Here is a 22554-nt window from a genome sequence, read left to right on the forward strand (position 1 = left end):
CACACCCCAGAGCCTGCCTTGAAACACGGTATCAAGGCAAGCCCCACGGTGCGTCAGTTATCCCTTAGAAGGCCTCCCCTTTGGCAGCCTTCTCCAGCAGCAGCGCCGGTGGCGCGAAGCGCTCACCGTATTGCCCGGCCAGATACTGGGCGCGGGCGACGAAGTCCTTGACCCCGTACTGATTGATGAACTGCAGCGCACCGCCGGTCCAGGCGGCGAAGCCGATGCCGAAGATCGAGCCGACGTTGGCATCCGCCGTCGAGGTCAGCACGCCCTCCTCCACGCAGCGCACGGTTTCGATGGCTTGCACAAACAGCAGACGATCACGCACATCTTTTGGCGAGATCTGTCCGTCGGCCTTTTCGAAGCGGGTTTTCAGTTCCGCCCATAAATGCTTTTGACCGCCGGCCGGGTATTCGTAGAAACCACCCCCGGCAGCCTTGCCCGGACGCTTGTACTCGTTGAGCAACAAGTCAATCACGGCGAACGCCGGGTGCTCAATCAGCGGTTTCCCTTCTGCTTGCAGGTCTTTGGCGGTTTGCTGACGGATATGGCTCATCAGACTGAGGGAAACTTCGTCAGAGATCGCCAGAGGCCCGACAGGCATACCGGCCTTGCGCGCCTCGGTCTCGATCATCGGCGCACTCACGCCTTCGCCCAACATGGCGATGCCTTCATTGGTGAACGTGCCGAACACCCGCGACGTGAAGAAACCACGGCTGTCGTTGACCACAATCGGGGTTTTCTTGATTTGCAGGACGAAGTCGAACCCGCGAGCCAGGGTTTCATCGCTGGTGTTGGCGCCCTTGATGATTTCCACCAACGGCATTTTTTCCACAGGACTGAAGAAATGCAGGCCGATGAATTTGCTTGGGTCCGGTACTGCCTTCGCCAGTCCGCTGATCGGCAGTGTCGAGGTATTGGATGCAATCACCGAGTCCGCGCCGACTACTTTTTGCGCAGCCAAAGAGACCTTGGCTTTCAGTTCACGGTCTTCAAACACCGCTTCGATGATCAGGTCGCAGCCTGCCAGGTCGGCATCGTTTTCAGTGGGATGAATGCGCGCCAGCACGGCTTCACGTTGCTCTGCGCTCATTTGCCCACGCGCCACTTTCTTGTCCAACAGCGCCGCCGAGTGCGCCTTGCCCTTCTCGGCCGCGGCGAGAGTGACGTCCTTGAGCACCACGTCGATGCCGGCCGATGCACTGACAAAAGCGATACCCGCGCCCATCATCCCGGCGCCGAGCACGCCGACTTTCTTCGTCACATAAGGTGCGAAGCCTTGAGGTCGAGAACCACCGGCGTTGATGTCGTTGAGCTGGAACCAGAAGGTGCCGATCAGGTTTTTCGAGACCTGGCCGGTGGTCAGTTCTGTGAAGTAACGGGTTTCGATCAAGTGCGCGGTGTCGAAATCGACCTGTGCACCCTCGACTGCCGCACACAGGATTTTCTCGGGAGCGGGCATCGTGCCTTGGGTTTTACTGCGCAGGATTGACGGCGCAATCGCCAGCATCTGCGCGACTTTCGGGCTCGATGGCGTACCGCCAGGAATCTGATAACCCTTCACATCCCAACGCTGTACAGCCGTCGGATTGGCAATAATCCACGCTCGCGCCTTGGCCAGTAGCGCTTCATGATCCGCCGCCAGTTCATCGATCAATCCCGCCTGCAACGCCTGCTGCGGCCGCACTTTTTTACCTTCGAGCAAGTACGGCAGGGCTTTTTCAAGGCCGAGCATGCGCACCATGCGCACCACTCCGCCGCCGCCCGGCAGCAGGCCAAGGGTCACTTCCGGCAGGCCGAGTTGCACCGACGAATTGTCCAGCGCCACCCGATGATGGCAGGCCAGACAGATTTCCCAGCCGCCGCCGAGCGCAGCGCCGTTGATCGCTGCGACCACCGGTTTGCCAAGGGTTTCCAGAGTGCGCAGTTGCCCCTTGAGGGTCAGCACCATGTCGTAAAAGGCTTTGGACTCGGGTTTGCCGACCTTGATCAGCTCATTGAGGTCGCCGCCGGCGAAGAAGGTTTTCTTGGCCGAGGTGATGATGACGCCGGCGATGGCATCCTTTTCGGCGACCAATCGGCCGACACAGTCAGCCATGGCCTCGCGGTACACCGCGTTCATGGTGTTGGCACTCTGGCCCGGCATGTCGATGGTCAGGACGACGATCTGGTCCTGGCCTTTTTCGTAACGAATGGCTTGGCTCATAAACAGGTTCCTTGAAGTCCGGACTCAGAGGCGTTCGATGATGGTGGCAATGCCCATGCCGCCGCCGACACACAAGGTCGCGAGGCCATAGCGCAGACGTCGGTTTTCCAGTTCATCGAGCAGGGTGCCGAGAATCGCGCAACCGGTGGCGCCCAGCGGGTGGCCCATGGCGATGGAGCCGCCGTTGACGTTGACCTTTGTCGGGTCGACGGCCATGTCCTTGATGAACTTCAACACCACGGAAGCGAAAGCCTCGTTGACCTCGAACAGGTCGATGTCTTCGACCCGCAGCCCGGCCTTGGCCAATGCCTTGCGAGTGGCCGGCGCGGGGCCCGTGAGCATGATGGTCGGGTCAGTGCTGGTCACCGCCGTGGCAACGATTCGTGCCCGTGGTTGCAGGCCCAGCGCCCGGCCCTTGGCTTCGGAGCCGATCAGCATCAACGCCGCGCCGTCGACGATCCCGGAACTGTTGCCGGGGGTGTGGACATGGTTGATCCGTTCGACATGGCTGTAGACCCGCAGCGCCGTGGCATCGAACCCCATCTGCCCCATCATCTCGAAACTCGCCTTGAGCTTGCCCAGGCCTTCCAGGGTCGATTCGGCGCGAATGAACTCATCGTGATCGAGCAGGATGATGCCGTTCTGATCCTGCACCGGCACCAGGGATTTGTTGAACGAACCGTCGGTCCGCGCCCGTGCGGCTTTTTGTTGCGAGTGCAGCGCGTAGGCATCGACGTCCTGACGGCTGAAACCTTCGAGCGTGGCGATCAGGTCCGCACCTACGCCTTGGGGGGTGAAATGGCTGTGCAGGTTGGTTTCCGGGTCCAGCGCCCATGCCCCGCCGTCGCTGCCCATCGGCACCCGCGACATGGACTCGACGCCACCGACCACCACCAGGTCCTCGAAACCGGAACGGACTTTCATTGCGCCAAGGTTCACCGCTTCCAGCCCCGATGCACAGAAACGATTGATCTGCACCCCGGCAACACAGACATCCCAATCGGCCACCTGAGTCGCCGTTTTGGCGATGTCCGAGCCTTGATCGCCGATGGGTGTTACGCAGCCGAGCACAACGTCATCCACCTGGCTGGTGTCGAGGGCGGTTCGCTGTTGCAGCGCCGTGAGCAACCCCGCCACCAGGTTCACCGGCTTGACGCTGTGCAAGGCGCCATCGGCCTTGCCTTTGCCACGGGGCGTGCGTAATGCGTCGAAAATCAAAGCTTGGGTCATGACGTCCTCGAACCGCAGTGCAGGTGAGTAAAAACACAGCCCTCACTCTTGGGCCAGAGCGCAATGGATTCAATGACCGCAACGCTCATCGGCGTTGACGGACACGCTCAGACGGACGGTCATCAACCGCCTGGTGAACCGGTTCAGGACACGCAGGTGTCTAGCAAAAGGCCGCCCAAGAAGCTGGCAATAGGCCTCATGCCTTTTTAATAGCATCCAGCGAGAACACCATACTAAATGGATCTAAACCAAGCATGACGCGGGCTCTAAGGTGAAGGTGTACGAAGTTGTCGTCGGGTTTTGCCGAGGCGCTCGTCCTACAGGAAGTGCAACGTTTGCCGTCATGGAGATGTGCAGGCAGGCATCAGGAAATAACAAAAAGAAGGCGGTCAGCCATGTTTAAACAATCGAAAGTTCGTCAAGCCGGGCTCATTCTATTCGCCACCACACTGTTGTTGATTTTGCCGAACCTGACCAAGGTGATCGGCTAGCCGGTCCATAAAAATACGGTTCCAGAGTTTTTTATCGCCACATTAAAAATGTGACTGGCTCACTACCCGGGCCAGCGTGGCTGTGCCAACCTTTACGGCACTTCCACGACACGGACGGCGATCCTTTGAAAACGCTCATTCTGTTTGGGGCCTTGCTGCTCGGCACGCCCCTTTACGCCGCACAGCTGAACCTTGAGCTGGGCGCGAACAGTCGCACCTGGCAGACCGAGGAGTTGCTCAAGCACCCTCAAATCCAGACCATCACCATTGCCAATGACGTTTCCTATAAGCGGGACATGAGCTACCGCGCCGTGCCCCTGGCCGCCTTGTTGACCGGTATCAAGCCTGACGATCACCTGCAAGCCGTGGCGCTTGATGGTTTTGCCGCCGAACTGTCGGCTGCGCCACTGCTCAACACCCAGGGCGCGCGCGCCTGGCTGGCCATCGAGGACCCGGCCAAGCCCTGGCCGCCGCTTTCGGAGGGTAAACACAGCGCCGGGCCGTTTTATCTGGTCTGGACCGATCCACGGGCAGGCAACATCAGTCCGGAACAATGGCCGTTCGAAGTCGCCAGCATCAAGCGCATGGCGCCGGTGGCCGCGCGCTTCCCTACCCTGCTGCCCGACCCTGCATTGAAAGCCGATGACCCGGTGAACAAGGGGTTTGCGTTGTTCCAGAAGAACTGTCTGGCGTGCCACCGCTTGAACGGTGCTGGCGATTCACAGTTCGGGCCGGACCTGAATATTCCATACAATCCTACCGAGTACTTCGGCACGGATTTCCTCAAGCGCTACATTCGCGATCCGCAGAGTTTGCGCCAGTGGCCGCAGGCGAAGATGCCGGCGTTTTCGGCTGAAGTGCTGCCGGAGGAGGATCTGGGGATGTTGGTGGGGTATTTGCAGCACATGGTTGGGCGCAAGGTTAAGCCCTGACTCGGGTACCCCAAGGAACTGCCGCAGGTTGCGGCAGCTCCGGGGTGATCTGTCAGGTTATTGCTGCTGCACTGAAATCACCGGCGCAGGCGTAGGGCTCACCAAGACCTTGGCGTGCATCTGCTCACACCCGCCACCCCGGCGCATGCCACGCACCGGGCAGGCATCCAGGTAATCCAGACCCACCGCCAACTTCAGATGTCGCTCAGGCCGAGCGAGTTCATTGGTCACGTCGAAGCTGTACCACGCGTCATCAAGCCAGGCTTCGGCCCAGGCATGACTGGCCAGGTGCTCGCTGTTCTCGCTGTACAGATACCCCGACACATACCGCGCCGGAATGCCCAGGCTGCGGGCACAAGCGAGGAACGCGTGGGTGTGGTCCTGGCACACACCCGAACGCCCGGCGAAAGCCTGCGCAGCGCTGGTGTCCACTTCGGTGGCGCCTGGCGTGTAGGTCATATGCTGGTTGAGGCCATGCATCAGGTCGATCAGCGCGGTGCGATCGCGGCGTTGCTTGCACTCTTTCTCGGCAAACGCACGCAAGGCGGCGTCGGCTTCGGTCAAGCGGGTAAAACGCAAGAACGGCAGCGCCGACTGGCTCTCATGCTCGGCTTCGCGCAGTTCGTCGATGTCGACCTGGCCACGAGCGCCAATGATGATCGCCTCGTGCGGCTCGTCCATGGTCAGTACGTGCAGGATGTTGCCGAATGGATCGAGTTGCGCGCGCACCGGGCGCGGCAGATCGAGCTGCCAACTGAGCACGTGCTGGCGCTCGCTGTCGTGGGGTGTCAGTCGCAGGTACTGGATGCTCGCCCGCACCTGATCTTCGTAGTGATAGGTGGTCTCGTGGCTAATGGAAAGTCTCATGCAGCCTCCAGGTATGAACTGTGTATCGCGTTGCCCAACTGGCGCACCAGCGGGATGAACTCCGTCAGCCAGGCGTGCAGGCCTTCGTCGAGAATTTCGTTGATGCCGGTGTAGCGCAGACGCGCGTCCATTTCCGCCGCCAGACGCTGTGCCGGTCGGCCGTTGGCCCCCGGCAATTGTGCGAGGATCTGGTCGATTTCTTCGGTGCAGGCGCGCAGGGAGCGCGGCACATCAGCGCGTAGCAGCAGCAATTCCGCCACATGCCGCGCGCCGGGAGCGTCGCGGTAGATTTCGGTGTAGGCCTCGAACGACGACAAGGCCCGCAGCAGAGCGCTCCACTGGTAATAGGCGTGAGCCGTGCCATCGCTGACGGCTTCGGCCTGATCACCGGCCATTTCGTAACGGGCATCGAGCAGGCGCAACGTGTTGTCGGCCCTTTCGATGAACGTCCCCAGACGAATGAAGCGGAACGCGTCATTACGCATGATGGTGCCGTAGGAGGCGCCGCGGAACAGGTGGGAACGTTCCTTGATCCACTCGCAGAAACGGCTCATGCCGTAGCGACTGAGGCCCTGTTCTGCGATGCCGCGAATTTCCAGCCAGGTGGCGTTGATGTTTTCCCACATGTCGGCGGTGATTCGCCCACGCACCGCGTGGGCACTGGCCCGCGCCGCACCGAGGCAACTGTAGATGCTCGCCGGGTTGGCCGCGTCCAGGGCAAAGAAATGCAACAACCGTTCTGCATGCAGTTCGCCGTGGCGTTCGAGGTAATCGTCCAGGGTGCCGGTGATCAACAGCGGCATCGCCAGCTCGTGCAGGCCGTTACCGCGGCCATCCTGTGGCATCAGCGACAGCGAGTAGCTGATGTCGAGCATCCGTGCGAGGTTTTCCGCCCGCTCCAGGTAACGCGACATCCAATACAAATCCGAGGCAGTTCTACTTAGCATGACAGGCTTCCTTCAATCCTCGACCACCCAGGTGTCCTTGGTTCCGCCACCCTGGGAGGAGTTCACCACCAGGGAGCCTTCGCGCAGGGCAACACGGGTCAAACCGCCGGGCACGACCCGGGTTTCGCGGCCAGACAATACAAACGGACGCAGGTCGATATGGCGCGGCGCGATGCCGTTTTCGACAAAAGTCGGACAGGTCGACAGCGACAGCGTCGGTTGCGCGATGTAGGCATGCGGCTTGGCAATGATCCGCGCGCGGAACGCTTCGATTTCCGCTGCCGTCGCCGCTGGCCCCACCAGCATTCCGTAACCGCCGGAGCCCTGGGTTTCCTTGACCACCAGTTCCGGCAGATTGGCCAGCACGTGGGAAAGTTCAGAAGGATTGCGACACTGCCACGTAGGAACGTTCTTGAGGATCGGCTCTTCATCCAGATAGAAACGGATCATGTCGGTGACAAACGGATACACCGATTTGTCGTCCGCCACGCCGGTGCCGATGGCATTGGCCAGCACCACGTTGCCGGAACGATAAGACGACAGCAGTCCCGGCACACCCAGCATTGAATCCGGGTTGAACGCCAACGGGTCGAGGAACGCATCATCGAGGCGGCGGTAGATCACATCGACCGCTTTCGGCCCGTCGGTGGTGCGCATGAAGACCTTGTCGTCACGCACGAACAAGTCCGCGCCTTCGACCAGCTCCACACCCATTTCCCGCGCCAAGAATGCATGTTCAAAGAACGCACTGTTGAAGCGTCCCGGCGTCAGCACCACCACGCTGGGGTTATCGATGGGGCTGGAGCTTTTCAGCGTATCGAGCAACAGGTTCGGATAATGGTCGATGGGGGCGATGCGCTGCGCCGCGAACAACTCGGGGAACAAGCGCATCATCATCTTGCGGTCTTCGAGCATGTAGCTGACGCCGCTCGGTGTGCGCAGGTTGTCTTCGAGCACGTAGTACGTGCCGTCGCCATCGCGCACCAGATCGACGCCGGAAATGTGCGAATAGATATCGCGGTGCAGATCCAGGCCTTGCATCGCCAACTGGTACTGCTCGTTGGCCAGCACCTGCTCGGCCGGAATGATGCCGGCCTTGATGATGCGTTGCTCGTGGTAGAGGTCGGCGAGGAACATGTTCAACGCCTTGACCCGCTGGATGCAGCCGCGTTCGACGACTCGCCATTCGCTGGCGGGAATGCTGCGGGGAATGGTATCGAAGGGAATCAGGCGCTCTGTCCCCTGCTCATCACCGTAGAGCGTGAAAGTAATCCCGGCGCGATGAAATAACAGATCGGCCTCGCGTCGCCGTTGTGCCAAAAGCTCGTCAGGCGTTTCGGCCAGCCAACGGGCAAACTCCCGATAATGCGGGCGGACCTGGCCGCCGGCATCGTACATCTCATCAAAATAGGTGCGGATCATGCCGTACTCCTTGTCACCCGGACATACAGACCTTCGCAAGGCCCGTGCCATCGGCATAAACGCTTTGATTTCAATCAGTTGGATAATCAATACACACGCACCGCACCAATCCTGTGCGGTAAATGCCCCAACCTGATTGCCCCCGCTTCATTGCAAGGCGTAGTGGTCGCCTATCACCAGCATAGCCAGAGTTGATTTCACTGCCCGGTTAACACGGGGGATAATCCGCTCATTCGCTGAAAAACTGACCGAACTTCCCTTTTAACCGCTCGTTTTGGGCGGTTTTTTTTGCCTTCGAGAAATATCGGGAAATAAAAGCAACGGCAGAAGTTCGCAGCCTGCGGCAACTCCTACTGGTCTTTGAGCCCACAAACGAAAACGGCCAACCCGAAGGTCAGCCGTTATTGACGATTGTTACTGTTCATAAGGTTATGCGAGTCGCCCTCGTACCTCCTGTTTGACACCCCAGCCTTCAATAATGCCGCCCAATGGCTCGACCACCGCTTCGAAACCCTGTTCGAAATCGCCGATGTCATCGTAAGTGGCGTACATCACCTTGCTCAGTTCCAGCGCCCAGGCGCCGTCGTCGCGCACGCTGATTTGCGCATTCAGGGATTCTCCATGATGGAATTGACGTGCCGCCCTGCGTGCCCGCTCCTCGTCCGGGAAAATGGCGTAGAACTCGATGGGATGGAATCGTGAAAAGTCGAAACCGCCTTCTTTCATGCGGCGCAGCACGCTGCTGCTGATGTCTTCTTGATAGGCTGTGCTCATGAAACGTCCTCCTCAAACTGATGGATAGACTTTCCGTACTCCCTGCGCGCGCAACCCGAGGTTGCGGGCGTTCGGCAACCGATGTGCCGACGGGAAACAAGCATGTAGCTGACAAGACCAGACCTTAGCGATCCATTCGCTGATCTCGATTGCAGAGTAGCCCCAAGATAGAGCCGTTGCCAAGGCCCGGTTGTGTATGTGACAGGAGGAGTGTCAGATCGGAGTGATACTGCGGATTTCAATGCTGTTCTGGGTTTTCAGGCTTTTGACGCCTGCGTCGGCAGTTCGCCCTTCCAGATCGTTCAGATCCAGTTCAGCGGCGACGGGAAGGAGTCGTTGCTTGATGAGTCTGGCAGCCCGCTCGTGACTTGGGCACTCTTCGCACTCGAAGACTTCGTCGATTATTTCACCATGATCATCCACGAAAGTGACTTTCCACTTTTGCATCGGTGCCTCCTCGATAAAACCCATGGATGGGCTTACACCTATCTCGACCCTGGACGCAGGTTAAATGTTCCAGTGGATCAAAATAGCAGGCATGAAAAAAAAGGCCGCCGCCAGCGTGCTTTCACACAACCGGCGACGGCCTTTTCTGACAAACGGAAATCAGTCGTTGCTTGGCTTGCCCACAGCTTGCAGCACGTACTGCGGCAACGCGAAGGCGCCGATGTGGATTTCCGGGTTGTAGTAGCGAGTAACGATGCCACTGCCGGCGAAGCGCTGTTGCAGGGTTTCGCGGGACAGCTTGCGATAAGCGGTATGGGTCGCGCCCCAGGCGAAGGTCATCGAGCCACCGATGTAGGTCGGCACAGCGGCCTGATAGAAATGCCAGTCCGGGAACAGGCTGCGCAGGCGACCGGCGGTGGTCTTCACTTCTTCGATTTGCATGAACGGTGTGCCGTTCTGGGTCACCAGAATGCCGCCTTCATTCAGGCAGCGGCGGCAGGCCTGGTAGAAGTTTTCCGAAAACAGCACTTCGCCCGGACCGATCGGGTCAGTGGAGTCGGAAATGATCACGTCGAATTTTTCCGTGGTGGTGGCGACAAAACGCATGCCGTCGTCGATCACCAGGTTCAGGCGTGGATCATCGAACGCACCTTTGGAGTGGTTCGGCAGAAATTCCTTGCACATGTCGACCACCGTACCGTCGATCTCGACCATGGTGATGTGCTCGACGCTGCGGTGCTTGGCCACTTCACGCAGCATGCCGCCATCGCCACCGCCGATGATCAGCACGCGCTTTGCGGTGCCGTGGGCCAGGATCGGCACGTGGGTGAGCATTTCGTGGTAGATGAACTCATCGGCTTCGGTGGTCTGGATCACACCGTCCAGCGCCATGACCCGGCCCATGCGCGGGTTTTCGAAAATCACCAGGTGCTGGTGTTCGGTGCGCACTTCGTGCAGCAGCTTTTCCATGCGAAAACGCTGGCCGTAGCCTTCGTAGAGCGTTTCCAGGTAGTCGCTGACAGGGATCTTGCTCATGGGAAGTGCTCCGATGAATGCGGTGGCAACGGACGGTTATCCGCCCATGAAGGCCAATCGATCAGCTCGATTGCCCGGGAAAGGCGCGCATTCTACGTCGCGGAACATGACAGGTCGAATGTGGGAGCAAGCTCCCACAGGGTCGGTGTTGTTTGTGGGAAGTAGGTCAGATCCGCACATTCCCACGCGGCCCGGCGATGGCCCAGATGATCAGGCCCAGAACCGGCAGCAGCAGGATCAACAGCACCCAGAGGATTTTCATCCCGGTTTCGGCGCCACTTTTCAGCACATTGATGATTGCCCAGATGTCCAGGGCAAGAATGATCAGGCCTACAAGGCTGTTGAACGTGGAACCCATGGTGACGCTCCCGAAGAGTGGTATGCACCCTTAGGATAGTCGGCCATGGCAAGGGTTCCTTTTTATTGACAGCTTTAGGTCTTAGACGTGGATTGCCACTTTCAAGGCTTCCAGGGCAGGCGCCGCCGCAATGCCGACTTCGGCACACAGCTCAAGCACACGCGGCACGTCGTTGCCGAAGACCAGCACCATTTGCAGTTCGTCATCCAGCAATTGGCTGAAGTTCATCAACGTGTAACCGCCGTTTTCCTTGTTCAGGCTGCTCAATTGCACCTGAATGCGATTAAGTGCCGTCAGGGCCTCGGTCTTGGCCAGTTGCTTGGGCTTGAGGTTGAACTCCACGCTTGGGCCGAACGAGTCGACGATCTGCGTAAACAGGTCCATGTAGGTGTCGGCCTGGAACAGCACGGTTTCCGGCAGGCTGCCGACGACCACCCACTCACCCAGCGGGATCGGGAAAGTGTCGTCGTAGTTGATGTCCGGGTTGGCTGTCAGAAAAGCCTCAGGATCCGCGTAAGCCTGGGCCGCTTCATCAGCGACTTTCCGGATTTCGTCATCGCCCATGCACCCGGAGCTGATTTTGCTGATGAGTTCGACGAGTGCGGCTTTCATGGGGCGGATCCTGTAGCGAGGAAAATTTTAGGGCGCGAAGGATAACGCAGGTTACCCCTCAAATACGAAAAACCAATCAGCCCAACAGTTTTTCCAGCTGCGCGATGGTATCGGCAGCACCCAAGGTCTTGGCGGCATCCAGTGCGGTAATGCCATTGGCGTCCTTGGCTTTCGGGTCGGCGCCTTTGCTGATCAGGTAGTCGACGACGTCGACGCGGTTGAACATCGCCGCCATCATCAGCGCCGTGCGGCCATCGAAGGACGAACCTTCCACCTGTGCACCACCTTCAACCAACGCCTTGATCACCGTCAGGTCACCCTTGAACGCAGCGCCGGCAATCGGGCTCTGGCCGTTGTCGTTGCGGATTTCCGGATCGGCTTTGTGTTCAAGCAGGACTCTCACGGTGTCCACATGGCCGTGGTAAGCGGCCAGCATCAGTAAGGTGTCGCCCTTGTGATTGCGCAGGTTCGGCGGCAAGCCTTTGCTCAGCAGCGCAGCCATCATGGCCGCATCACCCTCGCGTGCCTTGTTGAAAACCTGTTCGGCAAATTCGGCAGCTTCTTCGGGGGTCATCTGGCGGCTTTTGTCGGACATTGGGCACTCCATTTTCTGTCGTTCGTAAAAGCCGACAGTTTCCCGAGCGGCTCAGGCACTGTCACTTGTTTTTTCTGATGCGCGGCCATAGCGATATTCAATAACGATGTTTGCCACCCTGAATGTCCGCCAGCACCTGCTCGGTGACCTGCACATAAGTGTCAGTGCCCGGCAGCCAGGCGTAAATCGGGTCGTCACCGGTCCTGCCCGGGTCGAAGGCTTCGTCCTTGAGCCGGGTCTTCTGGTATTTGAATGTCCCGGTGGTTTCCATTTTTACTTTCACCCGCAGGAAAAGCGGCACCGCATACGCCGGCATCTGTTGTCGCACGAACGCCAGCAGTTCGCTGAAGTCCAGGGTCGCCAGGGATTCGGCGGGCGTGATGGCCGCCATCCCGGCCCGGCCGTTGGTATTGCGGACCTCCACGCCATAGGCCACGGCTTCGGAAATATGCGGATGTTTCAGGAGGATGTTCTCGACTTCAGTGGTCGAGACGTTTTCACCCTTCCAGCGATAGGTGTCGCCCAGTCGGTCGACAAACTGTGCGTGACCAAAACCGATGTTGCGCAGCAAGTCACCGGTATTGAAGTAACGGTCGCCCTTCTCGAACACATCATGCAGGACGACTTTTGCGGTTTTCTGCGGGTCGGTGTAACCGTCCAGCGGCGCCTTGTCGTCGATTTTCGCCAGCAACAACCCCTGCTCGCCCTTGCCGACCTTGCGCATGAAGCCATTGGTTTGGCGGGTCGGCGCGCCACTGTCGTGGTCGTACGCCGCCAGCTCCCAGGACATCAGGGAAAAACCGACAGTGTTGTCGAAATTCAAAATGTTGGTGAAGCCGATGTTGCCGTCACTGGCGGCATACAGTTCGCAGATGTGGTTGACGCCAAAACGCGTCTTGAACTCGCGCCACGCGCCGGGACGCAGGCCGTTGCCGATCATCTTGGTCACGCCGTGCTGGTTGTCGTCGGCGCTGGGCGGTTGATCGACCAGGTAACGGCACAACTCGCCGACGTAGCCGAGGGTGGTCGCGCGGTATTTGCGCACGTCACTCCAGAACTGGCTGGCGCTGAACTTGCGGCGGATGGCGAACCCCGAGGCCCCGCTGATGGCCGAACCCCAGCACACACAAAGGCCGGTGGCGTGGTACAGCGGCAGGGTGCAATAGACGACGTCCTCGGGGCGCATGTCCAGCGCGATCATCCCGAAGCTGGCAGAGCTGCGCATCCAGCGCCCGTGCTTGAACACGCCCGCCTTGGGCAACCCGGTGGTGCCCGAGGTGTAGATAAAGAAACAAGGGTCGTCGAAGAAAACCTGCCGGCTGCTGGCGGGGTTGTCGCTGTCGGCGTCGAGACTGGCCGTCATCAGGTTGATGAACCCGGCCGGGGCGATGCCCGGATGGTTCCAGGTGTCTTGATCGGCGATAAACCAGGTCCGCGCCGCCTCGATCGCTACGCGCTCACGCACCGCCAGAAATGCCGGAACCAGCTCTTCGCCGACGACAATGGCGGCCGGCGCCACCAGGTTCAGGCTATGAGCCAGGGTGTCGCGGGTCTGCGAGGTATTGAGCAAGGCACTGATCGCACCGACCTTGGCCACCGCCAGTATTGTCACCAGCAGTTCCGGGCGGTTCTCGATAAAGACCGCCACTACATCCCCCTTGCCGATGCCTTGGTCGATCAGGTGATGGGCGATGCGATTGGCCCATTGATTGACCTGTGCATAAGTCAGCGAAACATCGCCGTACAGCAAGGCCCGACCGTCAGGGTTGCGCAAGGTAGCTTGTTCGAAACTCCAGCCCAGGCCACACGTTTGGGTCGGGTCCTTGACGTTGGCGACCTTCATTCCCTTCACCACCCGTGGCAAGGCTTTGGCAATGGAAGGCAGCTTGCGGAGCATCATGCCCCAGGTAATCGTGTCGCTCATGGTTGCTCCCGTTCGATCTTTTTATTGTCGGGCGGCGCTGATTGAAGCCCGAAAATACGTCAACGGTTCTTGAGCTGTACACGCGGTTTTTGAAATGTTTTGTATCCGCGATCTTGATCCGCGATCTTGATCCGCGACAGCGGTGCTGGATCGAGAGCGCAAGCACATCGAATGGTTCCATCGAATCGCCGACGACCACGCAAAATGCAGGATGCACGATGGCCATTCTTGCAAATTGCACGAAAGTGAAAATAACCTAAAAATATAACTTACTGTTTTTAAAGGAATTTATTAAAGAGAAGGTGCTGGCACAATCGCTGCAACCCTCTGTGCATGCTTGCCATTCAAGTCATCACGGAGCTGAAAGACATGAGCCTGATCCAGGAAAAATTTTCGTCCCTGTTCTCCAACTTCGAAGTCACCACCCAGGCCCGCCCTGACGGCGGCATTCTGCTGACCCTGCGCGGTGGTGAAGACAGAGAGTTCAAACGCTCGATTTCCTACCAACAGCTGCACAATGGCGATCAACTGTCGTGGGTCATCAGCGCGATTCGCCGTGACCTTGCGGAACAGGCCAGCGAATTACCGCAGATTTCGATGCTGCAGAGCCAGCAACGGTTTGCGTTGCCGACTTATCACTCGCTGTAAGCACCAAACACTGTAGGAGCCGAGCTTGCTCGCGATGGTGGTTTGTCTGGCACATTAATGTTGAATGTGCCGCCGCTATCGTGAGCAAGTTCGGCTCCTACTGGTTTTGTGTTGTGGGTTAGAACGCTGAAGGATCTATCCGCGCAAAACTGTCCACAGTGACGTGCCCCGCCAGTTCGCCGCCTTCACGGGCCAGTCCGCACGTGACCATCCCCGCCTTACGCGCTGCATCCAGCTCTTCGACGATGTCCGACAGAAACAGAATCTGCCCGGCCTCAAGCTTGATCGCCTGAGTGATGTTGGCGTAGGACTGCACCTCGCGCTTGGGCCCCGACGTGGTGTCGAAATAGCCGCTGAACAACGGCGTCAAATCCCCCGCCTCGGAGCAGCCGAAGATCAGCTTTTGCGCCTGGATCGAGCCCGAGGAATAAACAAACAGTTGATAACCGTCCTGATGCCATTGCTTGAGCGCTTCAACGGCATCCGGGTACACATGCCCCTTCAACTGCCCGGCCTGGTAGCCCTGCTCCCACACCATCCCTTGCAACGCTTTCAACGGCGTGGCCTTGCGGTCTTCGGTGATCCAGCCCAGCAGGATTTCAATGACGCGCTCGACATCGGCGTCAGGCTCGTCGCTGTCGCGACGCACGGCATCCAGTTGCTCGGCCACGTCGGCACGCTCGGCCTGCTGACGCACAAAGTCCGGCAGATGTTTGGCCGCGTAGGGAAACAGTACGTCGAACACAAAACTCACCGCGCTGGTAGTGCCTTCGATGTCGGTGAGAATCGCTTTGATCGGCATCGACTCAGTCCTCGAGACGCGGGAATTGGTTGGCGATGTCTTCACCGGTGAAACTGGCCACCCAGCCCTCAGGGTTGTTGAACAGGCGGATCGCGACAAAATGCGGGTGTTCGCCCATGTCGAACCAGTGCCGGGTGCCGGCCGGTACCGAGATCAGGTCGTTTTTCTCACAGAGCACGGCATAGACGTAATCGTCGATGTGCAGGGTAAACAGGCCACGGCCGGCGACGAAAAATCTTACTTCGTCCTCACCATGGCGGTGTTCGTCGAGGAACCTGGCGCGCAACTCGGCTTTTTGCGGGTGATCGCTGTTGAGGCTGATCACGTCGACCGTGATGTAACCGCGCTCGGTCATCAGCTTGTCGATTTGCGCCTGGTAAGCGGCGATCACCTCTTCCTGGCTGGCACCGGGCTGGATCTTCGCAGCGGCTTGCCAACGGTCGAAACGCACGCCCTGCTCGGCCAGCGTCGACTGAATGTCTTCGAGATGGGTCAGCACTTTGTTGGGAATGTCAGGGGTGGAGACGTGATAGACGGACAGGCTGCTCATCAGGGCAACTCCTTAAGCTTTACGGTTGGAGAGCGAGCGGGTTTTCAACTCGCACTCGAACAAAAATTCAAAGGCCTCGATCTGCCGTAGCGCGTCGCTCATGCGTGCGCCCCAGGTGTAGAGGCCGTGGCCACGAATCAGGTAACCGACGCAATCGGGATGGGCGTTGAGCCAAGGCTGCACCTTGACGGCGAGGCGCGCAATGTCCTGATCGTTGTCGAAAATCGGCACGCGCACCCGCGACTCGTGGGTCGACACGCCACTGAAGGCTTTTTGCAGTTCGTAATCTTCGAACTCGATGAAATCCTCCGGCGTCAGCCGTGACAGCACCGTGGCGTTGACCGAATGCGTGTGCAACACCGCGCCGATCTCAGGGCGCCAGTTATAGAGTTGGGTGTGCAGCAGGGTTTCGGCGGACGGTTTCTTGCCCGGCTCCAGGCTGTTGCCCGACAAATCGGTGGCGAGCACATCGTCGATGCATAGTTGGCCCTTGTGCCTGCCCGACACTGTCAGCAAAGCTTCGGTCGGCGACAAGCGGGTCGAATAATTGCTGCTGGTGGCCGGCGACCAGCCGCGGCCATACAGAAAACGCCCGGCGTCGATGATTTCCTGCGCGAGGTGTTCACGGCTAAGGCTCATGGCCTGTCCTCTTGCATACATGTAGCAATGATAACGGCAGCCGCGACGGCTGCGAGACTGGCAATACTAAAGGTCCATGCGGCGCCGAGGGCATTCCAGCTGTAACCGGAATACAACGCGCCCATTGCACCGCCAGTGCCGGCCAACGCGGCGTACAACGCCTGGCCCTGCCCTTGTTGGCGTGCACCGAAGCTACGTTGCACGAATGAAATGGCAGCGGCGTGAAAGCTGCCGAACGTCGCCGCGTGCAACACCTGGGCAAACAACAGCACCCAGAGGAATTCGGCCAACGAACCCAACAACAACCAGCGCAACGCCGCCAGCAGAAAACTCGCCATCAGCACCCGCCGCAGGGAAAACCGCGCGAGGATCTTGCTCATGACTAAAAACATCAACACTTCGGCTACCACGCCAACGGCCCAGAGCATGCCGATCACACCACGGCTGTAACCCAGGCGCTCAAGGTGCAAGGTCAAAAACGTGTAATACGGCCCGTGACTCATCTGCATCAGCGCCACGCATCCGTAAAACGCCAGAACGCCGGGACTGCGCAGTTGCTTGATGAACCCCTCGCCCGCCACCCGGTTGCCCGGTGCCGGTTGCGCGTTCGGCACCCACAAGCTGCTCAATACGATGCCGGCCATGATCAACACCAGCGCCGCCGGGTAAATATCCAGGCTCAGCCATTCGAACAAACGCCCGAGCGCGACCACCGTAATGATGAAACCGACCGAGCCCCACAGTCGAATCTGGCTGTAGCGCGAGGTCTGACCCTGCAAATGCGTCAGGGTGATGACTTCAAACTGCGGCAATACGGCGTGCCAGAAGAACGCGTGCAAAGCCATGACCATCGCCAGCCACGCGTAAGTCTTGCTGACGAAGATCAGCGAGAACGTCAACAGCGTGCACACCGCGCCGAAACGCACGATGGCCAGCCGACGCCCGGTGTAATCGCCGAGCCAGCCCCAGATGTTCGGCGCCACGCAGCGCATCAGCATCGGGATCGCCACCAATTCGCCGATGCGCGCGGCGCTGAAACCCAGGTGATCGAAGTACAGCGCCAGAAACGGCGCTGTCGAACCGAGCAATGCGAAATAGAACAGATAGAAACTGGAAAGCCGCCAGTACGGGAGCGCCGCTGCAACCATCAGATTGCAGCGACTGTGAAGTCAGCCATTAAAGCTGACCCAGCACCGGCGTGCTCACGCGCACATCGGCGTTCTGCCCGCGGTGGCGCAGCAGGTGATCCATCAGCACGATGGCCATCATCGCTTCAGCGATTGGCGTGGCGCGGATACCGACGCACGGGTCATGGCGGCCCTTGGTGATGACCTCCACCGGGTTGCCATGAATGTCGATGGAGCGGCCCGGCGTGGTGATGCTGGAAGTCGGTTTCAACGCCAGGTGCGCGACAATCGGCTGACCGGACGAAATACCGCCGAGGATGCCGCCCGCGTTGTTGCTGAGGAAACCTTCCGGGGTCATTTCATCGCGATGTTCAGTGCCACGCTGGGAAACGCTGGCGAAACCGGCGCCGATTTCCACGCCTTTGACCGCGTTGATGCTCATCAGCGCATGGGCCAATTCGGCATCGAGGCGATCGAAGATCGGCTCGCCAAGGCCTGGCATCACGCCTTCGGCCACAACAGTGATCTTCGCGCCGACTGAATCCTGGTCGCGACGCAACTGGTCCATATAGGCTTCCAGTTCCGGCACTTTGTCCGGATCCGGGCTGAAGAAGGCGTTCTCTTCTACCGAGTCCCAGGTCTTGAACGGGATTTCGATCGGGCCGAGCTGGCTCATGTAACCGCGGATCACGATGCCCTGGCTGGCCAGGTATTTTTTCGCAATCGCACCGGCCGCGACGCGCATCGCGGTTTCGCGGGCCGAGCTGCGACCGCCGCCGCGATAATCGCGCTCGCCGTACTTGTGGTGGTAGGTGTAGTCGGCGTGGGCCGGGCGGAACAGGTCCTTGATCGCCGAGTAATCCTTGGACTTCTGGTCGGTGTTGCGGATCAACAGGCCGATGGCGCAACCGGTGGTGCGACCTTCGAACACGCCGGAGAGGATTTCGACTTCGTCGGCTTCCTGGCGCTGGGTGGTGTGGCGACTGGTGCCAGGCTTGCGGCGATCCAGGTCACGCTGCAGATCTTCAAGGGAGATCTCCAGGCCCGGCGGGCAGCCATCGACAATGGCGACCAACGCCGGACCATGGCTTTCGCCAGCGGTGGTGACAGTGAACAGCTTGCCGTAGGTATTGCCGGACATGCAGGACGCTCCGTGAAATCGAACCCAAATACGTAATGCGCGCCAGTATACGCAGGCTACCCAACTAGTTCATCCTCGAACCTTACGGGTGTCTGTGAGTCCAACCGGCATCTTGATGATGATGGCGTGATGATGCTGCGAGTTTTGCTCTTGAGCCTTACCCTGATGACGGGCTTCGCCCAGGCCACCGTTCTGCAACGGCCGATCTCCCTGGACACCGGCAACGGTGAGCTTTTCGGCTCGTTGCTGCTGCCAAAATCCGACACACCGGTGCCGGTTGTCCTGATCATTTCCGGCTCCGGTCCTACGGATCGTGACGGAAACAACCCCGATGGCGGACGCAATGACAGCCTCAAACGGCTGGCCTGGGTGCTGGCCAAACACAATATCGCGAGTGTGCGCTACGACAAACGCGGCGTGGCGGCGAGCCTCTCGGCCACCCCGGACGAGCGCAATCTGACGTTGGAAGCCTACGTTGCCGACGCCGAAGCCTGGGGCCGCAAGCTCAAGACCGATCCGCGCTTCGGCCAGTTGATTCTGCTGGGCCACAGCGAAGGCGCCTTGATCGCCAGCCTGGCTGCGCCGAGCGTCGATGCGGCAGCGGTGATTTCAGTGTCCGGTAGCGCGAGACCGGTTGATCAGGTCATTCGCCAACAGCTGAGCAATCGCCTGCCACCGCCGCTGATGCTGCGCAGTAACGAGCTGCTCGACAGCCTCAAGGCCGGAAAAATCGACGCAAACGTGCCGCCGCAACTTCAGGTGATTTTCCGCCCGAGCGTGCAGCCATACCTGATTTCCCTGTTCCGCCAGGACCCGGCTGCGGCGTTTGCGAGGCTGAAAATGCCCGCGCTGATCATTCAGGGCAGCAACGACATTCAGGTCGGCGTCAACGACGCCCGCCTGCTCAAATCAGCCAAACCCGACGCCGAACTGGCATTGATCGAAGGCATGAACCACGTTATGCGCATCGTGCCCAACGACGTCAAACGCCAGTTGGCTTCCTATAAAGATCCGAATTTGCCTCTGGCAGCGGAACTGGGTTCGCAAATCCTTGGATTTATTGACGGACTTCGCACCCGTTAAGCACCATTTGCCCTCTAGTGATGAAAAAAACGGCCGATAAGCCTTTGTCGCCAGCGCAATGACTGGTGACAAGTTGAGCTTGGACAGGATCTCGCCGTTATGACTGATACCCAGACTTCACCCGACACCACCGCTGAAAAAGACGCACCGCCAGCGGTCGAGCTGCCCTGGGCGGACGTCCACGTCGAGCACCACAAGATGCTCCGTCTGGCGCCTTTGCAGACCGATCGCAGCACCGGTGGCCGCCCTCTTCGCTTCGTCGAATTCGGTTATGCCGAACGCAATGACAAGCAGCGCAGCCTGATGCGCATGAGCATCAACCTGCCCGGTCAACGTGTGCGCAAGGAACAGAATCATCTGGACGTGTGGGTCGACCACACGGAAAAACGCGTGCACTTCAGCCCCGACAGCGGCCTGCAAATCGAACCGCTGAATCGCGGTATCGGCCGCTTCATGGCGGCGCAAGGCATTACCTGGGTGAAAAAACGCTGGCCCGGCTACACCGTCGAGGGTGTTGACCTCAACAACAAAGACGCGCTGAACGAAGACACGCGCCTGCGCCGAGATCATTTTTTGCGCATGCATGGCTTTGATGTGGTGTACGCCGACGCCCAACATCTGAAAGGCAGCGTCAAAGAAGTCCAGGTTGGCGACCTGCTGGGTGACTGGAACACGGAAAAACTGCAGATCGTGGAGATTCTTGAAGCGGCGCAGATGCTCCAGCAAGCCGAGCAGAATCTGGCCGAGCAGGAAGTCAAACTCAAGAAGCACGAAGAGAAAGTCAGCAAGTACAAACGCGAAGACGCCGGGCTGCGTTTCACGATTACCTGTCTGGTGGCATTTGCGGTATTTCAGGCGGGGTTGTTGATCTGGATTGCGACACACCGCTGATGTGTAGGCATTGACTCATCTGTGGCGAGGGAGCTTGCTCCCTCGCCACAATGATTGAGGTCAGACGCGGGAAGCGAACAATGCCTGATGATCGCGGCACTGCTCCGCGGTCAGCATAAACACACCATGCCCGCCACGCTCGAATTCCAGCCAGGCGAAGTCGACTTCCGGATACAGCGCCTCGACATGAATCTGGCTGTTGCCCACTTCGACAATCAGCAACCCCTTCTCGGTCAGGTGATCCGCCGCTTCGGCGAGCATGCGTCGCACCAGGTTCAAGCCATCATCGCCGCAGGCCAGGCCCAGCTCAGGCTCGTGCTGGTACTCGTCCGGCATGTCGGCAAAATCTTCGGCGTCGACATACGGCGGGTTCGACACGATCAGGTCGAAACGCTGGCCCGGCAATCCATCGAAACCATCACCCTGCACGGTGTAGACGCGCTCATCGACGCCATGACGCTCGATGTTCTGGTTGGCCACTTCCAGCGCTTCGAACGACAGATCGGCCAACACCACTTCGGCGTTCTGGAATTCGTAGGCGCAGGCGATACCGATGCAACCTGAGCCGGTGCACAGGTCGAGAATCCGCGCTGGCTCGGTGCCCAGCCACGGCGTGAAACGGTTTTCGATCAACTCGCCGATGGGCGAGCGCGGGATCAGCACACGCTCATCGACGATGAACGACATGCCACAGAACCAGGCTTCGCCCAGCAAGTAAGCAGTCGGCACGCGCTCTTCGATGCGGCGCTTGAGCAGCAACTGCAAGTGCACCCGTTCGTCTTCTTCCAGATTGCAGTCGAGATAGCTGTCAGCGATTTCCCATGGCAAGTGCAAAGCGCCCAACACCAATTGACGGGCTTCGTCCCAGGCGTTGTCGGTGCCATGGCCGAAAAACAGATCCTCGCCATGGAAGCGGCTGACGGCCCAACGGATATGGTCACGCAGGGTGCGAAGGCGGGAAGTGATCACGACGGCAAACTCCAGAAAAATCGACGTGCGATTCTATCAGTCAAACGTCGCCACGACGACGCGGGAAAAACACTGGGGCAGATGTAGGACTATTCTCTTTTTTCAGCTCGGGATTGAACAAAACGGACCACTTGACAACGCTGCACGCCAGTAACGACGGTGCCTGCGATGGTAGCGATTCACAGAAGCGCTCAGCCAGAGGACAATGTCGCAAAAGCCCCACTCCAAGGAGCCCCAGAATGTCCGTTCCACAAACGATGTTTCAACTCAGCGGCCGCGGTTATCCGGCAGCCAAACTGAGTCACGCGACCCTCATCATCATCGATGCCCAGAAAGAATACCTCAGCGGCCCCCTGGCCCTGAGCGGCATGGATGCAGCTGTCGCGAACATCAAGCAATTGGTGACTGCTGCCCGGGCAGCCGGTCGGCCGATCGTGCATGTCAGCCACCTCGGCACCGTTGGCGGGTTGTTCGACCCACGCGGCGAGCGCGGGCAGTTCATCCCTGGGCTGGAGCCGCTTGCTGGCGAAATCAAGATTGAAAAAATCCTGCCGAGCGCCTTCCACGGCACCGATCTGAAAAAACGCCTGGAAGACCTGGGCTCGGTGGACCTGGTGGTCTGCGGTTTCATGAGCCACTCCAGCGTCAGCACCACAGTGCGCGCGGCGAAGAACCTGGGTTTCCGCTGCACCCTGGTGGAAGACGCCTGTGCCACCCGCGATCTGCCGTACAAAGGCGGCGTCCTGAGCGCCGAGCATGTCCAGCAGACCGAAATGGCGATCATGGCGGACAACTTTGCCGCCGTCGCCCAGACCAACGATCTGGTCTGATCAATACTTCCTTGAGCGGTCTAAATAGCCG

General features: G+C 59.3%; 23 protein-coding genes. 5 read left to right on the forward strand and 18 right to left on the reverse strand.

The window, feature by feature from the left end; translation table 11 throughout:
* Positions 1-64: 64 nt before the first annotated feature.
* Together ACNYC6_RS04710 and ACNYC6_RS04715 are read right to left on the reverse strand one after the other, a co-directional pair.
* Positions 65-2209, reverse strand: a complete 2145-nt coding sequence (locus tag ACNYC6_RS04710; RefSeq protein WP_419711309.1) for a 3-hydroxyacyl-CoA dehydrogenase NAD-binding domain-containing protein — start codon at positions 2207-2209, stop codon at positions 65-67.
* A 24-nt stretch (positions 2210-2233) separates the two neighbouring features.
* Complete coding sequence (locus ACNYC6_RS04715) at positions 2234-3439, reverse strand: acetyl-CoA C-acetyltransferase (protein WP_419711310.1); 1206 nt, start codon at positions 3437-3439, stop codon at positions 2234-2236.
* Positions 3440-4055: 616 nt separating this feature from the next.
* On the opposite strand from ACNYC6_RS04715, the gene ACNYC6_RS04720 reads away from it, so the two are divergent.
* A complete protein-coding gene (locus ACNYC6_RS04720) occupies positions 4056-4862 on the forward strand; it encodes a c-type cytochrome (protein WP_419711311.1) in 807 nt (268 codons plus the stop codon).
* A 57-nt stretch (positions 4863-4919) separates the two neighbouring features.
* Here the strand turns inward: ACNYC6_RS04720 and ACNYC6_RS04725 are convergent, their stop codons facing one another.
* From ACNYC6_RS04725 to ACNYC6_RS04770, 10 genes are all read right to left on the reverse strand, one after another.
* On the reverse strand, positions 4920-5729 hold the full coding sequence (locus ACNYC6_RS04725) for a transglutaminase family protein (protein ID WP_103402595.1): 810 nt from the start codon (positions 5727-5729) through the stop codon (positions 4920-4922).
* Positions 5726-6676, reverse strand: coding sequence for an alpha-E domain-containing protein (locus ACNYC6_RS04730; protein ID WP_175390617.1), 951 nt, complete (start codon positions 6674-6676; stop codon positions 5726-5728). The genes ACNYC6_RS04725 and ACNYC6_RS04730 overlap by 4 nt, the downstream gene beginning before the upstream one ends.
* A 12-nt stretch (positions 6677-6688) precedes the next feature.
* Positions 6689-8098 (reverse strand): circularly permuted type 2 ATP-grasp protein, encoded by a 1410-nt coding sequence (locus ACNYC6_RS04735; protein WP_339552769.1) that lies wholly within the window; start codon positions 8096-8098, stop codon positions 6689-6691.
* Between the two features lie 429 nt (positions 8099-8527).
* Complete coding sequence (locus ACNYC6_RS04740; RefSeq protein WP_338585494.1) at positions 8528-8872, reverse strand: ribonuclease E inhibitor RraB; 345 nt, start codon at positions 8870-8872, stop codon at positions 8528-8530.
* Between the two features lie 213 nt (positions 8873-9085).
* Entirely contained in the window at positions 9086-9319 is a 234-nt protein-coding gene (locus ACNYC6_RS04745) for a hypothetical protein (RefSeq protein ID WP_419711312.1), read from the reverse strand.
* 159 nt (positions 9320-9478) lie between these two features.
* Complete coding sequence (speE, locus tag ACNYC6_RS04750; protein WP_419711313.1) at positions 9479-10354, reverse strand: polyamine aminopropyltransferase; 876 nt, start codon at positions 10352-10354, stop codon at positions 9479-9481.
* Positions 10355-10520: 166 nt separating this feature from the next.
* Positions 10521-10712 (reverse strand): PLDc N-terminal domain-containing protein, encoded by a 192-nt coding sequence (locus ACNYC6_RS04755; RefSeq protein ID WP_223487614.1) that lies wholly within the window; start codon positions 10710-10712, stop codon positions 10521-10523.
* Positions 10713-10793: 81 nt separating this feature from the next.
* Positions 10794-11324, reverse strand: coding sequence for a hypothetical protein (locus ACNYC6_RS04760; RefSeq protein WP_419711314.1), 531 nt, complete (start codon positions 11322-11324; stop codon positions 10794-10796).
* Between the two features lie 76 nt (positions 11325-11400).
* Positions 11401-11919 carry an ankyrin repeat domain-containing protein gene (locus ACNYC6_RS04765; RefSeq protein WP_419711315.1) on the reverse strand — a complete coding sequence of 173 codons (519 nt, stop codon included), beginning with the start codon at positions 11917-11919 and terminating at the stop codon, positions 11401-11403.
* Positions 11920-12016: 97 nt separating this feature from the next.
* Positions 12017-13843, reverse strand: coding sequence for a long-chain-acyl-CoA synthetase (locus ACNYC6_RS04770; protein ID WP_419711316.1), 1827 nt, complete (start codon positions 13841-13843; stop codon positions 12017-12019).
* Between the two features lie 369 nt (positions 13844-14212).
* Between ACNYC6_RS04770 and ACNYC6_RS04775 the strand changes: the two genes are divergently transcribed.
* A complete protein-coding gene (locus tag ACNYC6_RS04775; protein WP_419711317.1) occupies positions 14213-14491 on the forward strand; it encodes a DUF3509 domain-containing protein in 279 nt (92 codons plus the stop codon).
* 118 nt (positions 14492-14609) lie between these two features.
* On the opposite strand, the gene mtnC is transcribed toward ACNYC6_RS04775, so the two are convergent.
* The 5 genes from mtnC to aroC are packed head-to-tail and all read right to left on the reverse strand — an operon-like array spanning position 14610 to position 18750.
* Positions 14610-15293, reverse strand: a complete 684-nt coding sequence (gene mtnC, locus ACNYC6_RS04780; RefSeq protein WP_419711318.1) for an acireductone synthase — start codon at positions 15291-15293, stop codon at positions 14610-14612.
* A gap of 4 nt (positions 15294-15297) precedes the next feature.
* Entirely contained in the window at positions 15298-15843 is a 546-nt protein-coding gene (locus ACNYC6_RS04785) for a 1,2-dihydroxy-3-keto-5-methylthiopentene dioxygenase (RefSeq protein WP_419711319.1), read from the reverse strand.
* 12 nt (positions 15844-15855) lie between these two features.
* Positions 15856-16482, reverse strand: coding sequence for a methylthioribulose 1-phosphate dehydratase (locus tag ACNYC6_RS04790; RefSeq protein WP_419711320.1), 627 nt, complete (start codon positions 16480-16482; stop codon positions 15856-15858).
* On the reverse strand, positions 16479-17630 hold the full coding sequence (locus tag ACNYC6_RS04795; RefSeq protein ID WP_419711321.1) for an MFS transporter: 1152 nt from the start codon (positions 17628-17630) through the stop codon (positions 16479-16481). The genes ACNYC6_RS04790 and ACNYC6_RS04795 overlap by 4 nt, the downstream gene beginning before the upstream one ends.
* Before the next feature lie 28 nt (positions 17631-17658).
* Positions 17659-18750, reverse strand: a complete 1092-nt coding sequence (aroC, locus tag ACNYC6_RS04800) for a chorismate synthase (RefSeq protein ID WP_416130507.1) — start codon at positions 18748-18750, stop codon at positions 17659-17661.
* A gap of 129 nt (positions 18751-18879) precedes the next feature.
* On the opposite strand from aroC, the gene ACNYC6_RS04805 reads away from it, so the two are divergent.
* Both ACNYC6_RS04805 and ACNYC6_RS04810 read left to right on the forward strand, forming a co-directional pair.
* The gene (locus ACNYC6_RS04805; RefSeq protein ID WP_419711322.1) at positions 18880-19833 is read left to right on the forward strand and encodes an alpha/beta hydrolase; all 954 of its coding nucleotides are present in this window, start codon (positions 18880-18882) and stop codon (positions 19831-19833) included.
* A gap of 99 nt (positions 19834-19932) precedes the next feature.
* Positions 19933-20724, forward strand: coding sequence for a hypothetical protein (locus ACNYC6_RS04810; RefSeq protein ID WP_419711323.1), 792 nt, complete (start codon positions 19933-19935; stop codon positions 20722-20724).
* Positions 20725-20784: 60 nt separating this feature from the next.
* On the opposite strand, the gene prmB is transcribed toward ACNYC6_RS04810, so the two are convergent.
* Positions 20785-21693: a 50S ribosomal protein L3 N(5)-glutamine methyltransferase gene (prmB, locus tag ACNYC6_RS04815; RefSeq protein ID WP_419711324.1), complete on the reverse strand. Its 909-nt coding sequence runs from the start codon at positions 21691-21693 to the stop codon at positions 20785-20787.
* 239 nt (positions 21694-21932) lie between these two features.
* Between prmB and ACNYC6_RS04820 the strand changes: the two genes are divergently transcribed.
* Positions 21933-22523, forward strand: coding sequence for a cysteine hydrolase family protein (locus tag ACNYC6_RS04820; RefSeq protein WP_419711325.1), 591 nt, complete (start codon positions 21933-21935; stop codon positions 22521-22523).
* Positions 22524-22554 lie beyond the last annotated feature (31 nt).

The organism is Pseudomonas sp. NFX224 (assembly GCF_048565165.1).
GTDB lineage: Bacteria > Pseudomonadota > Gammaproteobacteria > Pseudomonadales > Pseudomonadaceae > Aquipseudomonas.

What these genes read in the sequence shown, in the direction of transcription:
- ACNYC6_RS04710 (WP_419711309.1), bottom strand. Translation starts at nt 2,209, where the DNA reads ATGAGCCAAGCCATTCGTTACGAAAAAGGCCAGGACCAGATCGTCGTC.
- ACNYC6_RS04715 (WP_419711310.1), bottom strand. Translation starts at nt 3,439, where the DNA reads ATGACCCAAGCTTTGATTTTCGACGCATTACGCACGCCCCGTGGCAAA.
- ACNYC6_RS04725 (WP_103402595.1), bottom strand. Translation starts at nt 5,729, where the DNA reads ATGAGACTTTCCATTAGCCACGAGACCACCTATCACTACGAAGATCAG.
- ACNYC6_RS04730 (WP_175390617.1), bottom strand. Translation starts at nt 6,676, where the DNA reads ATGCTAAGTAGAACTGCCTCGGATTTGTATTGGATGTCGCGTTACCTG.
- ACNYC6_RS04735 (WP_339552769.1), bottom strand. Translation starts at nt 8,098, where the DNA reads ATGATCCGCACCTATTTTGATGAGATGTACGATGCCGGCGGCCAGGTC.
- ACNYC6_RS04740 (WP_338585494.1), bottom strand. Translation starts at nt 8,872, where the DNA reads ATGAGCACAGCCTATCAAGAAGACATCAGCAGCAGCGTGCTGCGCCGC.
- ACNYC6_RS04745 (WP_419711312.1), bottom strand. Translation starts at nt 9,319, where the DNA reads ATGCAAAAGTGGAAAGTCACTTTCGTGGATGATCATGGTGAAATAATC.
- speE (WP_419711313.1), bottom strand. Translation starts at nt 10,354, where the DNA reads ATGAGCAAGATCCCTGTCAGCGACTACCTGGAAACGCTCTACGAAGGC.
- ACNYC6_RS04755 (WP_223487614.1), bottom strand. Translation starts at nt 10,712, where the DNA reads ATGGGTTCCACGTTCAACAGCCTTGTAGGCCTGATCATTCTTGCCCTG.
- ACNYC6_RS04760 (WP_419711314.1), bottom strand. Translation starts at nt 11,324, where the DNA reads ATGAAAGCCGCACTCGTCGAACTCATCAGCAAAATCAGCTCCGGGTGC.
- ACNYC6_RS04765 (WP_419711315.1), bottom strand. Translation starts at nt 11,919, where the DNA reads ATGTCCGACAAAAGCCGCCAGATGACCCCCGAAGAAGCTGCCGAATTT.
- ACNYC6_RS04770 (WP_419711316.1), bottom strand. Translation starts at nt 13,843, where the DNA reads ATGAGCGACACGATTACCTGGGGCATGATGCTCCGCAAGCTGCCTTCC.
- ACNYC6_RS04775 (WP_419711317.1), top strand. Translation starts at nt 14,213, where the DNA reads ATGAGCCTGATCCAGGAAAAATTTTCGTCCCTGTTCTCCAACTTCGAA.
- mtnC (WP_419711318.1), bottom strand. Translation starts at nt 15,293, where the DNA reads ATGCCGATCAAAGCGATTCTCACCGACATCGAAGGCACTACCAGCGCG.
- ACNYC6_RS04785 (WP_419711319.1), bottom strand. Translation starts at nt 15,843, where the DNA reads ATGAGCAGCCTGTCCGTCTATCACGTCTCCACCCCTGACATTCCCAAC.
- ACNYC6_RS04790 (WP_419711320.1), bottom strand. Translation starts at nt 16,482, where the DNA reads ATGAGCCTTAGCCGTGAACACCTCGCGCAGGAAATCATCGACGCCGGG.
- ACNYC6_RS04795 (WP_419711321.1), bottom strand. Translation starts at nt 17,630, where the DNA reads ATGGTTGCAGCGGCGCTCCCGTACTGGCGGCTTTCCAGTTTCTATCTG.
- aroC (WP_416130507.1), bottom strand. Translation starts at nt 18,750, where the DNA reads ATGTCCGGCAATACCTACGGCAAGCTGTTCACTGTCACCACCGCTGGC.
- ACNYC6_RS04805 (WP_419711322.1), top strand. Translation starts at nt 18,880, where the DNA reads ATGATGCTGCGAGTTTTGCTCTTGAGCCTTACCCTGATGACGGGCTTC.
- ACNYC6_RS04810 (WP_419711323.1), top strand. Translation starts at nt 19,933, where the DNA reads ATGACTGATACCCAGACTTCACCCGACACCACCGCTGAAAAAGACGCA.
- ACNYC6_RS04820 (WP_419711325.1), top strand. Translation starts at nt 21,933, where the DNA reads ATGTCCGTTCCACAAACGATGTTTCAACTCAGCGGCCGCGGTTATCCG.